Consider the following 14,780-nt stretch of genomic DNA (forward strand, 5'->3'; position numbering starts at 1 on the left):
TCTTTAAAAAAAATATAAATTAACCTAATGAAATCTATAGTCATTGGTTCTGGGTTTGGTGGTATAGCTGCAGCATTAAGATTAAGAGCTAAAAATCATAAAGTAACTTTAATTGAAAAACACCCTGACTTAGGCGGAAGAGCTAGGGTATTTAAAAAAAATGGCTTTACCTTTGATGGCGGTCCAACAGTAATTACTGCACCTTATCTAATTGAAGAGCTTTTCACTTTATTTAATAAAAAGTCTCAAGATTACATAAAACTCACTCCTTTAAAAACTTGGTATAGATTCATTTATGAAGATGGAGGTGTATTTGATTATTCTGGAGATGAAGATCAAATGAAAAGGCAAATTGAGACAATAAGCAAAGAAGATGTAAAAGGTTATGAGCAGCTTGTAAAATTCACAAAAAAAATATTTGATAAAGGCTTCACAGAACTAGCTGATGTTCCATTTGATAAGCCTCTTGTGATGATGAAGCAATTACCTTCTTTACTAAAGCTTAAAAGCTATAAATCAGTTTATTCATTAGTTTCTTCATATATAAAAAATGAAAAATTAAGACGTATGCTGAGTATGCATCCTCTATTAGTTGGTGGAAACCCTTTTACAACAACCTCTATATACGGATTAATTCTATATCTAGAGAAAAAATGGGGCATTCATTACTCAATGGGTGGAACTGGTAATATAATCAACGGCTTAGAAAAATTAATGATTGAACAAGAAATTGAATTAATCAAAGGACATGAGGTTACAGAAATAATTTCAAATAATGGAAAAATTAGTGGAGTAAAATTAGATAATCAAAAAGAAATTCATTCAAATAACGTAATATGTAACGCTGATCCTCCTGCTGTATATGAAAAACTTTTAAGTCTAAATAAAACAAGCTCTCTATTTAAATGGAAGCAAAATCGAATGCAGTATTCTATGGGCCTATTCGTTTACTACTTTGGAACAAAAAAAACATACCCAGATGTAGAGCACCACACGATCAAATTTGGTGAAAAATACAAAGAACATCTGAGTGATATTTTTGAAAATAAAAAATTAAACGATGACATAAGTTATTACCTGCATAGACCATCAGCTACAGATAAATCAATGGCACCTGAGGGAAATGATTGTTTCTATGTTCTTGTGCCAGTCCCAAACAATCAATCCAAAATTGATTGGAAAATTGAAGGTGAAAAAATGAAGAATTTAGTAATAGATAAGATGGAAAAAGCATTGCTACCCAATCTTAGAGAAAATATTATTGAAGATTTCTATTTAACACCAGATTATTTTGAAAATGAATTAAATACCAAATTTGGATCAGGTTTTTCGATCCAGCCAAAATTTACTCAATCTGCATATTTTAGATTTCATAATAAATCAGAAATTTATGATGGATTATATTTTGTTGGAGCAGGAACACACCCAGGTGCAGGAGTTCCAGGCGTACTATCTTCAGCAAAAGTTTTAGATAAAATATTATAATGTTAAAAAACAATTATTTATCTATTTATGCCAAGTCGTTTAATTGGGCAGCTTTTTTTCTTCCAAAAAATACATACAAAGATTGTTCTTCTTTATACGATTTTTGTAGAACAGTAGACAATATAGCAGATGATAAGAATGATTTAGATATTAAAATAAAAAAACTATCAGAGTTTAAAAGTCAGTTCTTAAATAAAAATTTTGATAGCTTGGTAATTAGAAATATGTGGTCTTTAATAGAAAATTATAAGATTTCAATAAAGGTTATAGATGATTTATTTGATGGTATTGAATCTGATCTAAGTGAAATAGTTAAACTAAATACAAAAAAAGAATTATTAATTTATTCTTATCGAGTAGCTGGCACAGTCGGTTTAATGATGGCAAAAATTTTAAATGTTGAAGATAAAAAATCAATGAAAGCTGCAATAGATCTTGGCATAGCGATGCAACTAACCAATATATCCAGAGATGTTGTAGAAGATGCAAATAATAATAGATTTTACATAGAATATGACTTTGAGAATATAAAAAAAACTTTAAGGATAGCTGACCTTTTCTATGAGAGCTCTTTTAACTCTATAAAAAAAATTCCTTTTACCTTTAGATTTGCAATATTGGTAGCTAGAAGAATTTATAAAAAAATCGGAGACAATATTTTACAAAAAAGAAATATTGATAATTATAATAAAAGTGGAAAGATTTATGTGAGTAATTTTAGTAAATTATTTGAAACATTTCTCTCAATATATGATTTAATTTTATTATCATTTACGAATGAAAAAAGTCATCTAAGAGAAGAAGAACATCTCTTGATTAAAGAAGAAATAAATTTAGATGAAAGAATTTGATTACGTTATAATTGGTGGTGGTTGTGCAGGTCTATCCCTAGCCTATGAGCTTGAGATTCACAATAAGCTTAGAGACAAAACTTTAGCAATAATTGAACCAAGGTTAGAATATAAAAGAGATAAAACTTGGTCTTATTGGAAGACTTTAGAGCACAACTTTACAGATTGTGTAAAAAAAAGTTGGATTAATTTTTCAATTAATATTCCCAATAAAACTAAATTTATAGAATGTAGTGATTTGCCTTATGAAACTATAGATAGTGGCTTGTTTTATGAAAAAATTAATAGCAAATTAAATACAAATAAAAATATTAGCTTTTATAAAAGTTCTGAGGAAATAAATTTGGATAAAGGTTTTATTTTTAATAGTGTTTCTTCATTTAAAGCTAATCAAAATCAATTATGGCAACACTTTAAAGGTATTGAAATTGAAACTAAAAAAAATGACTTTGATGACCAAATTTTTAATTTAATGGATTTTGATTGTGATCAAAGGGATAGTGTTCATTTTTTTTATACACTTCCATATTCTAAAAATAGAGCACTAATAGAAACAACTTGGTTATCAACAATGGCTAATAATTCACTAAAAGATTATGATAATCAATTGCAAAATTATATTGTTAATCATCTTAATATAAAAGATTACAAAATGTTATATGAAGAGGAAGGTGCAATTCCTTTATTTTATCCTAAAACCAATGATAAAAAAAATATAATGAATATTGGTACCGCCGGGGGAATGACTAGACTAAGTACCGGTTATACTTTTTTAAATATTCAAGAACATAGCAAATATATAAGAAAAAATATTCATAATATCCATGAATGTAAAAAATATAATATTGGTGCGAAATATAAATTTTTAGATAAAATATTTTTAAGAGTGCTTAATAATCACCCCAATAAAATGCCAAATATATTCATGAACATGTTTAATGGTCTACCTAAGAATGTCATAAAATTTTTATCAAATAAAAGTAATTTATTCCAAGACTTATCTGTAATATTGAAAATGCCAAAATGGATATTCATTAAAGCTTTATTTAAAAATGATAAATAGTCAAATTAACAAAATCAATTTTTTTCACTCTTTAGTTTTTTTTATTTTTACTAGTATATTTTCAATCATTTTTAACCAGTTTCAAAATTTATATATATCTCCTATGATTTGTTTATTTCTTATACTTTCAATTGGTATTTCTCATGGTGCAGTAGATAACCAAAAAGGAAAAAGGCTTCTAAATTTTTATAAAATTAAAAATAATTCTATTTTTTACTTACTGTATTTACTGATTGCTATTATCATAATTATTTTTTGGCTTTCTATTCCCACATTATCTTTGGTTGTATTCTTGATTGTGGCTGCTTACCATTTTGGAAAAGAAGATACAGATTTTTTGATACAAAAAAAATCGAATAAAGATATTATTTTTTATTTTTTTAAAGGTTTACTTGTGATTATAGCACCTCTAATGTTTCACTTTACCGAAACAGTCAATATTTTTAAATTGCTATTAGTTGAAAATGAAAATTTTTATCTAATATTCAGTTTTATTGAAACTAATAATCTAATTTTTTATATATTTTTGATTACTCTGATTGTTCATATTTACTTATTTAGCAGGGATTTTAAAATACTTAATATTCTAATTTTTTTTGACTTTATTTCGATATTAATCTTAAACTATTTTTTTTCACCTTTGGTTGCATTTACAGTTTATTTTTGTTTTTTACATTCTTTTAGACACTCCATTTCATTAATAAATGAAATAGATAATATTGATTTCAAAAGTGGAAGTCTTAAATTTATGAAAAAAGCTATGCCACTAACAATATTAACTGCAATATTTTATATTATAAGCCTATATTTTCTTACAAATTATTATCCTATCAATGATGCTATATTTAAAACTATATTTATTGGTTTGGCGTCTTTGACCTTTCCACATATATTGCTCGAATACCTTTTAGAAAAAAATGAAAAATAAAGAGATAAAAATTTTGCTATCTGCTCCACGCGGATTTTGCGCAGGAGTAGAAAGAGCCATAGAAATTGTAAAAAAAAGTATAAATAAATATGGCGCACCAGTTTATGTTCGTCATGAAATAGTTCATAATAAATATGTTGTAGATAGCCTTAAAGCCATAGGGGCAATTTTTGTTGAAGAGCTTGATGAAATTCAAGATAAAAGCAGACCAGTAATATTTTCAGCACATGGGGTTCCAAAATCGGTACCTACACAAGCTAATGATTACAAAATGGAATATATTGATGCTACATGTCCACTTGTTTCTAAAGTTCATAGAGAAGCTGAAAATCTACATAAAGCTGGTTATCATATAGTTCTTATTGGGCACAATAACCATCCAGAAGTTATTGGTACTATGGGTCAGCTACCAAATGGAACAATTGATTTAATACAAGATGAGCATGATGTTGAGGCCTATGAATTGGATGGGAATAAAAAAATTGCTTATGTAACTCAAACAACTCTCTCTATTGATGACACTAAAGGAATAATTAAAGCTCTTAAAAAAAAATTCCCAGAAATAAAAGAGCCATTTAAAGAGGACATTTGTTATGCAACAACTAATCGTCAAGCAGCAGTTAAGAATATTGCAAAAAAGTGCGATATGTTTTTTGTCCTTGGAAGTAGAAATTCCTCAAATTCTGTAAGACTAGTTGAAGTTGCAGAACAAGCTGGTTGCCCACATTCTGAACTAATACATTCTGAAAGCACCATCCCATTTGATAAATTGAAAAATTGTAAAACAATTGGTATTTCATCAGGAGCATCTGCCCCTGAAGTTTTAGTTGAAAACTTTATTGATCAAATTAAAAGTAAATATAAAGTAAAGATTGAGGTTGTTGAAATTATAAAAGAAAATATTGTTTTTAAAGTTCCTGGCAAACTTAATTAGATGGCTGTATATACAAAGATTTCAAAAAAAGATGTCTCTTCATTGGTTAATGATTATCAAATAAATGAAGTTAAAAAATTTCAAGGTATTAAAAAAGGAATAGAAAATACCAATTATTTACTTAAAACAAAAAAAAATAAATTTATCCTGACAATTTTTGAAAAGAGAGTTCAAAAAAAAGATTTACCATTTTTTATGAAATTGATGGAAGAGCTTAATAAAAAAAAAATTGCATGTCCAAAGCCATTACGTACTAAAAAAGGTTCCCATATAAGTAAAATTAAAAAAAAATCTGCCTGTATTGTAACCTTTTTAGAAGGCAAAGATAAAACGAATCTTAACTACAAAAATTGTTTTGATATTGGAAAAAATATTGCAAAATTTCATACTGTTACATCTAAACTAAAGTTAAGTAGACAGAATTCCATGTCAATTAATAAGCTTGGTGGCTTAATGAAGAGTATTAATTTTAAATCCTATAAATTTTTACCTAACCTTAAGAAAACTCTAAATCTATGTTTTAAAGATATACTGAAACATTGGCCCAAAAACTTACCCCAGGGAATTATTCACGGAGATTTATTTATAGATAATATTTTTTTTAAAAAAAATAAATTTTCAGGATTCATTGATTTTTATTTTTCTTCTAATGATTATTTTATTTATGAAATTGCAATTTGTATAAATGCATTATGTTTTGATAAAAAGAAAGATAATTTTGTAATGAATAATAAAAAGATAAAAAATTTAATTAATGGATATGAAGCAATAAGATCTCTGTCAAAAAAAGAAAAGCAGTCACTTAATTTAATGTGCAGAGGCGCTGCCTTGAGATATCTTTTAACAAGAATTTATGATTTTTTTAATACACCAAATAATGCATTAATTAAGATTAAGGATCCTAGAGAATATTTACAAAAATTAATTATTCACAACAATCTTACGGACTACAAAGATTATTATAAATAATGATCAAAATCTATACAGATGGCTCCTGTTTAAATAATCCTGGAAATGGAGGTTGGGCTGCAATTATAAATGATAATGAGACAATTAAAAAAATTAGTGGAAGTGTTAAAGATACTACTAATAATAAAATGGAGCTGATGGCTCCAATCATGGCGCTTCAAGAAATTGACAAAAATAACGAAATCGAAATTTATACTGACTCACAATATGTAAGGTTAGGTATTACTGAATGGATCCATAAATGGATCAAAAATAATTGGCAAACTTCTAAGAAAGAGCCGGTTAAAAATAAAGAGTTATGGATGCAACTTTATGAATTAACTAAATCGTATAAAATAAAATGGATCTGGGTTAAGGCTCATGCTGGCAATGCCTTAAATGAAGAAGTTGATTTATTAGCTAAAAAAGCTGCTGAACTAAATTAAAGTTAAAAAATTTTGACCTGCTGAAATTTCACAAGCACCTGTATCTTTTTCTTCTTGTACTTTAATGACCTTAAGATTATCTACTAACATTGTATATCTATTCGATCGAATACCTAGGCCTCTAGCACTCTTATCAATATCTGCACCAATAGCTCTGGTAAAATCTAACATTGGGTCTGCCATCATTATAATTTTGTCACCAACATTTTGGCTTTTTCCCCATGCATCCATTACGAAAGGATCGTTAACTGAAATACAAGCAATATGGTCGATGCCTTTAGCTTTATATTGCTCATAACTTTCAACATAGCTAGGTAAATGCTTGGCTGAACAAACTGAAGTATATGCACCAGGAAGTCCAAATAAAACTATTTTTTTATCCTTAAAAAATTCTAATGTATTTTTTTTTATAGGATTTCCATTCTCTAAGATAAAAAAATCAGCACTAGGAATATTTTCATTTTCTCTCAACTTCATTTTAATTTGTCCTTAATGTATTGTTTGGTTTTACTTACGTTATTAGGAACTATATCGTAATACTCTTTTTTATCCATAATATATTGTAATTCACTGGGTAGGCTTGGCTTTATTGAAATTGATTTATCTATAGCATCTGGAAATTTACAAGGATGTGCCGTTGCTAAAACAATATTATCTCCCTCTATATTTATTTTATTTAAAGCGCCAAGACCTATCGCTGTATGAGGATCTAATATTACTTTATATTTATTATAGATATTTCTTATCGTTTCTATTACTTCCTCTTCATTCATACTTTCAGAGAGAAAATCCTTTCTAATTTTTTCTAATCTATTTTTTGCAAAGATATACTTTCCTTCATCTTTTATCTTAATCATTACATCTTTAGTTTCTATGTCATCAAAATCATTCAAATCATAAATTAATCTTTCAAAATTACTGGCAACTTGAATATCCATACTTGGTGAATTAGTTTCGAAAACTGTTTCAACCTCATATTTTCCAGTTGATATTGCTCTATGTAAAATATCGTTTTTATTCGTTGCAACTATTAATTTATTTATTGGAAGACCCATCTTTTTTGATAAGTAGCCAGCATATACATCACCAAAATTTCCTGTGGGAACTGAAAAATTAATTGATTTTTTATCTTTAATTAAGAAGTAAGTATAAAAATAATAAACAGCTTGGGCAATTATTCTTGCCCAATTTATAGAATTAACTCCCGACATATTAATCGAGTTTGAAAAATCCTTATCTGCAAACATCGCTTTAACTAAATTTTGACAATCATCGAAGTTTCCTTCTATGGCAATATTAAAGACGTTATTCTCTTTAACAGTGGACATTATTTTTCTTTGAACGGGTGAAACTTTATTATGAGGGTGAAGGACAAATATATTTACATTTTTTTTACCCTTAATTGCATCTATGGCCGCAGCACCAGTATCTCCTGATGTTGCAACAATAATATTTATATTTTTACTATTTTTGCTTAAATAAAATTCATAAAAATTTCCAAGCAACTGCATTGCAACATCTTTAAAAGCAAGTGTTGGACCATGAAATAGCTCTAAAACTTTTGTGTCACCAAGTTTTATTAAATCAACAACATTTTTTTTTCGAAAAGTTGAATATGATTTATCTATGATCAAAGACAACTCAGACTCAGACATAAAATCACCTATAAAGGGATAGATAATCTTTTTAGCCAAATCCTGGTAGCTCAATTCACTTAATGAATTTAATTCTTCTTGAGTATACTTTTTAATCTCCTTTGGAATAAATAGTCCACCATCGTCAGCTAATCCTTTTATAAATACTTCTTCAAAACTATGCTCTTTTGAATTATTTCTAGTGCTTATATACTTCATCTAATAATTTTTTTTTCTTAAATATAAATATATTAAAAGAATCGAAATCGCTAATGAAAACCAAGTTAGTGCATATTTTTTATGATTATTTGAAATGTTTGCAGTAATTGATTTTGTTTTAGGAAGATCATTTTGTCCAGAAAGATAAATTATATAAGGAGAAAAATTTTTCCCAGTATATTTAAAAACATCCTTTCTGTTTAAAGTAAACCAATAATTATTTGGGATGTCATTTTCTGGCTTGAACATGTTAGACTTTGTTTGCTTTTTTAAAATTCCATTAATATTACTAGAGTCTATAAGATTTATTGTTTGATCATTTTTTTTATCAAAAGGTATCCACCCTCTATTTAGTAAATAGTTTCTATTCTCAACTGTTAATGGACTAATAACTTCAAATCCTGGTTTACCTTTTTCATCTAAATTATAAAGATAGATTTGTTTTTCAAAATCAATCAAACCACTAGTTTTAATTCTAAGATAGTTTGTGTGTTTACTGCTTGATAAATCAACCGGAGTATCCTTAAGGGATGTTTCTATTTGATTAATTAATTCTAACTTCCAATTAAGTCTAACAATTTGCCAACTTCCTAAAGCTACAAATACAGATATGAAGAAAAAAACAAAAATAGAAAATAAAAATTTATATCTCAAAGGCTAGAAACTAACTTCCCCAAACATAAATAGCTGCAAATAAAAACAACCAAACAACATCAACAAAGTGCCAATACCATGCAGCTGCTTCAAACCCAAAATGATGGTCTTTATTAAAATGACCTAATTTACCTCTCCAAAGGCATACAGCTAAAAATATAGTTCCTATGATGACATGAAATCCATGAAATCCAGTTGCCATATAAAATACTGATCCATAAATGTGTCCTGAAAAATTAAAGGCTGCATGACTATACTCATATGCTTGAAGTAACGTGAAGCTAAACCCTAAGATAACTGTAAAAATTAATCCTTGAATAAAACCTTTTCTATCACCTTCAATCAATGAATGGTGTGACCAAGTTACTGTTGTTCCGGATAATAGTAGAATAAGTGTATTAATTAATGGAAGATCCCAAGCATCAAGTGTTTCTATATCTTGAGGTGGCCAAACACTTCCTACAAATTCATTGGGGAATAAACTTATATCAAAATAAGCCCAAAACCATGCAACAAAAAACATTACTTCAGACGCTATGAATAGTGTCATTCCATATCTATGGTGAATTTGTACAACTGGAGTATGATGACCTTGATGTTCTGCCTCGATAACAACATCTCTAAACCACATGTATGCTCCATATAAAAGTAAAGCTAAACCAAGGTACATTCCCCAAGATACTTCGTTGTGTAAATAATAAACCGAACCTATGGCTAGAACTAAACAAGAGAAAGATACATAAATAGGCCAAGGGCTTGGATCTACTAAATGATAATCATGTTTTTTTTCTGCAGACATATTTTATATTTGAGGCTGTTTATAGTAATCTGATGAGAAAAAAGTATAGGACATAGTTACATCTTTAATATTTTTAGTACCAGGATCATTTACCATTTCTGGATCCAAATAAAAAGTCATTATGTATATAGCCTTTTCCCCTGGTTTTAACTCTTGTTTTTCAAAGCAAAAACAACCTAATTTACTATAATACTTCCCAAATGTTGATGGTGAAACATTAAAGCTTGCAACACCATAGGTTGTCTCATTTCCATAGTTCTCAACTTCAAATTCTATACTATTTACTTGACCAATTTTTACATCCATAACATTTGTCTTGGCTTTAAAGTTCCACGGAAGTTTATTAACATTGGTATCAAATCTAACACTTACTTTTTGATCTAAAACTAACTCAGGAGCCTGTCTTGATACCTGGGTGGTACCGCCAAAGCCTGTTACTTTACAAAATAAATCATACAAAGGAACTGCAGCAAAAGATAATCCTAACATTAGAAAAAATATTCCTGCTAATAGAATTGGTGTAAGTGTTTTATTTTGCATTATATTTGTCTATCAAAAACACCCGTATTATAGAGAGTAAAAAAAAATAAAAAAATCATAAATGCTAATATTGCAACTGCTGTTAAAATATTTTTTCGCTTAGTTTTTTTATCAGGTATCATCATAATATTTTATCTATTAAAAAAATAACGAATATCAAAAATAAATATAAAATTGAGTATCCAAATATTGTTTTAGCTTTCTTAGGGTTAAATTTATTTTTTTTGAATTTATAAAGTTGAAAACATAAAAGATTGTAATAAAGCGTTAAAGCTAAAGCAGGTATTAAAAATATTAGTCCAACAAAATCAATTGCATATGGTAAAACAACCATTGGCATCATTAACAGTGAATAAACAAGAATATTTATTTTTGTAGCCTCAATACCATTAGTTAATGGTAACATTGGTATTTTAGCTTTTTTATAATCATCTGACTTATAAAGACTTAATGCCCAAAAATGTGATGGTGTCCAAAAAAATATAATTAAAAAGAAAGTTAATGCTTCTAAAGAAAGCGAATTGGTTGCAATAGTCCAGCCTATTACTGGAGGTAAAGCTCCTGCTGCTCCTCCTATAACAATATTTTGTGGAGTTTTTCTTTTTAACCAAATTGTATAAATGAAAACATAAAACAAAATTGTAAAAAGTAGTAGAACTGCTGATAGAGTATTTGCATAATAGTCTAGTGCAACTACAGAAAAAAATGATAGCAAAATTCCAAAAATTAAGGCTTGTTTTTTATTCACTTTACCCATTGGAATTGGTCTTAAACAAGTTCGAGTCATTAACGCATCAAGGTCAGATTCGTACCACATATTTAATGCACCAGCTGCTCCCGCCCCAACTGAAACAATGAAAATTGCAATCATTGCGTCTAGAGTTGGTACTGTAACAGGCGCCATTAAAAGTCCAACAGCACAAGTAAAAATGACCAAAGACATAACTCTTGGTTTCATTAATTTAAGTAATTCAGAAAAACTAAAAATTTCTGCTTGTCTTAAATTTCTATTTTTTAATTTAGAATTAATCATTAATATTCAAAAAAATTATAGTTTTACTAACTAGTAGATTTTTCGACACCATCAATATCTTCAAACTTTGGTAACTCTTCAAAAGTGTGGAAATTAGGTGGTGATGGAACTGTCCATTCCAAAGTTGTTGCACCTTCTCCCCAAGGGTTTTGAGCTGCAGCTTTTTTCTTTGAAAAAGAATAAATTAAGTTAACAAAAAATACTAGCAAGCCTACAACTGCAATATAAGAACCTACAGAGGATACGTAATTCCAACCTGCAAATGCATCTGGATAATCAGCATATCTTCTTGGCATTCCAGCTAAACCTAAAAAATGTTGAGGAAAAAATACTAAGTTCACTCCAATGAATGTTAACCAAAAATGTAATTGCCCCATCCATTCTGAATACTCATACCCAGACATTTTACCAAACCAATAATAAAATCCCGCAAAGATTGCAAATACCGCACCTAAAGATAATACATAATGAAAGTGAGCAACTACATAATAAGTATCATGCATTGCAGTATCAACACCTGCATTTGCAAGAACAACACCTGTTACACCACCTACCGTAAATAAAAATATAAAACCTAATGCCCACATCATGGGAGTTTTAAATGAAATTGATCCACCCCACATTGTTGCAATCCATGAAAATATTTTTATCCCAGTTGGGACCGCAATAATCATTGTTGCAGCTAAAAAATATGCTTTAGTATCTGTGCTTAAACCTACTGTGTACATGTGGTGAGCCCAAACAACAAACCCAACAACACCAATTGAAACCATCGCATAAGCCATTCCTAAATATCCAAATACAGGTTTTTTAGAAAATGTTGAAACGATATGACTAATCATTCCAAAGCCAGGTAAAATTAAAATATAAACTTCAGGGTGACCAAAGAACCAAAATAAATGTTGGTATAAAACTGGATCTCCTCCAGTTTGAGCATCAAAAAATGCAGTTCCAAAATTTCTATCCGTTAAAAGCATTGTTATTGCACCTGCTAAAACAGGAAGTGATAATAACAATAAAAATGCAGTAACTAAAACCGACCAAGCAAATAATGGCATTTTATGCAAAGTCATACCTGGTGTTCTCATATTTAAAATTGTTGTAATAAAGTTAACTGCTCCTAAAATTGAAGAAGCCCCAGCTAAGTGTAAACTTAAAATAGCAAAATCCATTGCAGGTCCTGGTTGTCCAGCTTTAGATGATAAAGGCGGATATAAAGTCCATCCTCCACCAACACCTTGTTGACCTGGAGGGCCATCTACAAAAATTGAAAGTAATAATAAAATAAATGAAGCTGGTAATAACCAAAATGAAATATTATTCATTCTAGGAAAAGCCATATCAGGTGCACCAATCATAATTGGAACAAACCAATTACCAAATCCCCCAATCATTGCAGGCATTACCATAAAGAAAATCATTATTAATCCATGGCCTGTAACCAACACATTGTATAGGTGATAGTTGCCACCTAAAATTCCATCACCAGGATGCATCAATTCAATTCTCATTAATACTGAAAAAGCTGTACCAATAATTCCTGCAACAATTGCAAAAATTAAATACATTGTACCAATGTCTTTGTGGTTAGTTGAGTAAGCCCAACGTTTCCAACCTGTTGGCGTGTGGTGATCGTCGTGTGATGCTGTTTGTGTGTACATTATTATTTACTCGCTATTTTTTTATATTCATTTTCTGTAATTGGCTCTTTAGCAAATTTCATTTTTGCCTCTGTTAACCATATCGCATATTCTTCATCTGTCACAACTTTTACTGTAATAGGCATAAAAGCATGCTCTATTCCACAAAGTTCAGAACATTGACCGTAGTACGTTCCAACTTTTTCAGCTTTAAACCAAGTTTCATTTATTCTTCCAGGAACAGCATCTCTCTTAACCCCAAATGATGGTAATGCCCAAGCATGCAAAACATCATTAGCTGTAATTAAAACTTTAACCACTTTATTAACTGGAACGATAACTTCATTATCAACAGTTAGTAATCTTGGTTGGTTTTCTTTTAAGTCTTCATCTTTGATCATATATGATTCAAAAATAATATTTTCATCAGGGTACTCATATCCCCAGTACCACTGGTAACCTACAGCTTTAATTGTTAGGTCAGCTTTTGGAATCGTATCTTGTTTATATAAAATTTTAAATGATGGAACAGCCATCACTATTAAAATTAAACATGGAATTAATGTCCATAAAACTTCCACAGCAACATTATGAGTAGTTTTTGATGGGTTAGGATTGTTTGACGCTCTAAACCTTATACAAACGTAAATCATTAGGAATAAAACAAAAACACTTATAGCAATAATTACAGGAAGAAGAATATTGTTATGAAAACTAACAATCTCAGTCATACTTTGAGAAGCTGAATCTTGAAAGCCTAGTTGCCAGTTTTTAGGCTGATCCGCCCAAGCACTAGTCATTAACATTGTAGCTATAATTGTTATTAAAAATTTTTTCATTTGTTACACACTATATAAAGTGTCTTTAAAAAAATTACACTTTAGTTTTCGCGACAAAATATCAATTAATTGCATAATTAACAATTGATAACGCTGAAATTACAGCAGTTTCTGACCTAAGTATATTGTCATTTATCTTAATTGGCTGAACCCCATCAAAACCGAGAATCTCCTTCCTTTCCTCTTCAGAAAAATCTCCTTCTGGACCAATAATTACACACGTTGGATTATGAGTTAATTTATTTAATCTTAATTTTTTATTTTCAGAGTTTAAATCTGTAAATATTAAATCCATTTTTTTTTCCTTTAAAAAATTTTGCAAAGATTGAGGATCTTCAACAAAAGGGACGTTAATACGATTAGATTGTTCAGCAGCTTCTATGATTATCTTTTCTAATCTATCTTTGTTAATTTTTCTTACAATTGTTCTGTCAAATATTATTGGAAGAAATTTTGTGACACCAAGTTCTGTTGCTTTTTGAATCATAAAATTAAAATAGTTTGATTTGATGGGTGAAAAAGCTAACCATAATTCATTTAAAGTCTCTTTTTGTCTTAATTGTTTCGTTATATTAAATTCAACTATACTTTTTGAAATAGTTAAAATTTTTGCTTCCCACTCTCCATTGCTATTAAATAATGAAAAAATTTCACCAACTTCAATCCTCATAACTTTGTTTACGTAGTGAGATTGTGATTTATTAAGTTTAGCGGTTAAATTAAGTGATAAACTTTCTTTAAAAAATAATCTAATATTACTCATTAAT

At 28.9% G+C, this 14,780-nt stretch carries 16 protein-coding genes; 7 read left to right on the forward strand and 9 right to left on the reverse strand.

The window, feature by feature from the left end; translation table 11 throughout:
• The first annotated feature begins 27 nt into the window (after window positions 1-27).
• The 7 genes from crtI (at window position 28) to rnhA (ending at window position 6,655) form a co-directional block, all read left to right on the forward strand.
• A complete protein-coding gene (gene crtI, locus AC5SL1_RS05265) occupies window positions 28-1,485 on the forward strand; it encodes a phytoene desaturase family protein (RefSeq protein ID WP_494599355.1) in 1,458 nt (485 codons plus the stop codon).
• Window positions 1,485-2,336, forward strand: coding sequence for a phytoene/squalene synthase family protein (locus AC5SL1_RS05270; RefSeq protein WP_494572923.1), 852 nt, complete (start codon window positions 1,485-1,487; stop codon window positions 2,334-2,336). The genes crtI and AC5SL1_RS05270 overlap by 1 nt, the downstream gene beginning before the upstream one ends.
• The gene (locus AC5SL1_RS05275; RefSeq protein ID WP_494599356.1) at window positions 2,323-3,399 is read left to right on the forward strand and encodes a lycopene cyclase family protein; all 1,077 of its coding nucleotides are present in this window, start codon (window positions 2,323-2,325) and stop codon (window positions 3,397-3,399) included. Before AC5SL1_RS05270 ends, AC5SL1_RS05275 begins: the two co-directional genes overlap by 14 nt.
• Before the next feature lie 103 nt (window positions 3,400-3,502).
• Window positions 3,503-4,327, forward strand: coding sequence for a Brp/Blh family beta-carotene 15,15'-dioxygenase (locus tag AC5SL1_RS05280; protein ID WP_494599357.1), 825 nt, complete (start codon window positions 3,503-3,505; stop codon window positions 4,325-4,327).
• Window positions 4,317-5,261 (forward strand): 4-hydroxy-3-methylbut-2-enyl diphosphate reductase, encoded by a 945-nt coding sequence (gene ispH, locus AC5SL1_RS05285; protein ID WP_494599358.1) that lies wholly within the window; start codon window positions 4,317-4,319, stop codon window positions 5,259-5,261. The genes AC5SL1_RS05280 and ispH overlap by 11 nt, the downstream gene beginning before the upstream one ends.
• Window positions 5,262-6,230, forward strand: a complete 969-nt coding sequence (locus AC5SL1_RS05290) for a homoserine kinase (protein ID WP_494599359.1) — start codon at window positions 5,262-5,264, stop codon at window positions 6,228-6,230.
• Entirely contained in the window at window positions 6,230-6,655 is a 426-nt protein-coding gene (gene rnhA / locus AC5SL1_RS05295; protein ID WP_494599360.1) for a ribonuclease HI, read from the forward strand. Before AC5SL1_RS05290 ends, rnhA begins: the two co-directional genes overlap by 1 nt.
• Here rnhA and AC5SL1_RS05300 read toward each other — a convergent pair.
• The 9 genes from AC5SL1_RS05300 to AC5SL1_RS05340 all read right to left on the reverse strand — a co-directional run bounded on the left by AC5SL1_RS05300 (window position 6,647) and on the right by AC5SL1_RS05340 (window position 14,776).
• A complete protein-coding gene (locus AC5SL1_RS05300; protein ID WP_494572929.1) occupies window positions 6,647-7,132 on the reverse strand; it encodes a peroxiredoxin in 486 nt (161 codons plus the stop codon). The genes rnhA and AC5SL1_RS05300 overlap by 9 nt on opposite strands.
• Complete coding sequence (gene thrC, locus AC5SL1_RS05305) at window positions 7,129-8,508, reverse strand: threonine synthase (protein WP_494572930.1); 1,380 nt, start codon at window positions 8,506-8,508, stop codon at window positions 7,129-7,131. Before thrC ends, AC5SL1_RS05300 begins: the two co-directional genes overlap by 4 nt.
• Window positions 8,509-9,162 (reverse strand): SURF1 family protein, encoded by a 654-nt coding sequence (locus AC5SL1_RS05310; RefSeq protein ID WP_494599361.1) that lies wholly within the window; start codon window positions 9,160-9,162, stop codon window positions 8,509-8,511. It abuts the gene before it with no gap.
• 10 nt (window positions 9,163-9,172) lie between these two features.
• Complete coding sequence (locus AC5SL1_RS05315; RefSeq protein ID WP_494572932.1) at window positions 9,173-9,961, reverse strand: cytochrome c oxidase subunit 3; 789 nt, start codon at window positions 9,959-9,961, stop codon at window positions 9,173-9,175.
• Between the two features lie 3 nt (window positions 9,962-9,964).
• On the reverse strand, window positions 9,965-10,501 hold the full coding sequence (locus AC5SL1_RS05320) for a cytochrome c oxidase assembly protein (RefSeq protein ID WP_494572933.1): 537 nt from the start codon (window positions 10,499-10,501) through the stop codon (window positions 9,965-9,967).
• Window positions 10,502-10,622: 121 nt separating this feature from the next.
• The gene (gene cyoE / locus AC5SL1_RS05325) at window positions 10,623-11,534 is read right to left on the reverse strand and encodes a heme o synthase (RefSeq protein ID WP_494599362.1); all 912 of its coding nucleotides are present in this window, start codon (window positions 11,532-11,534) and stop codon (window positions 10,623-10,625) included.
• 26 nt (window positions 11,535-11,560) lie between these two features.
• Window positions 11,561-13,195: a cytochrome c oxidase subunit I gene (gene ctaD, locus AC5SL1_RS05330; RefSeq protein ID WP_494572935.1), complete on the reverse strand. Its 1,635-nt coding sequence runs from the start codon at window positions 13,193-13,195 to the stop codon at window positions 11,561-11,563.
• 2 nt (window positions 13,196-13,197) lie between these two features.
• Window positions 13,198-14,013, reverse strand: a complete 816-nt coding sequence (gene coxB, locus AC5SL1_RS05335) for a cytochrome c oxidase subunit II (RefSeq protein ID WP_494586376.1) — start codon at window positions 14,011-14,013, stop codon at window positions 13,198-13,200.
• Window positions 14,014-14,074: 61 nt separating this feature from the next.
• Window positions 14,075-14,776: an RsmE family RNA methyltransferase gene (locus tag AC5SL1_RS05340; protein WP_494572937.1), complete on the reverse strand. Its 702-nt coding sequence runs from the start codon at window positions 14,774-14,776 to the stop codon at window positions 14,075-14,077.
• Window positions 14,777-14,780 lie beyond the last annotated feature (4 nt).

This window comes from Candidatus Pelagibacter sp. PS_10_02 (assembly GCF_059418005.1).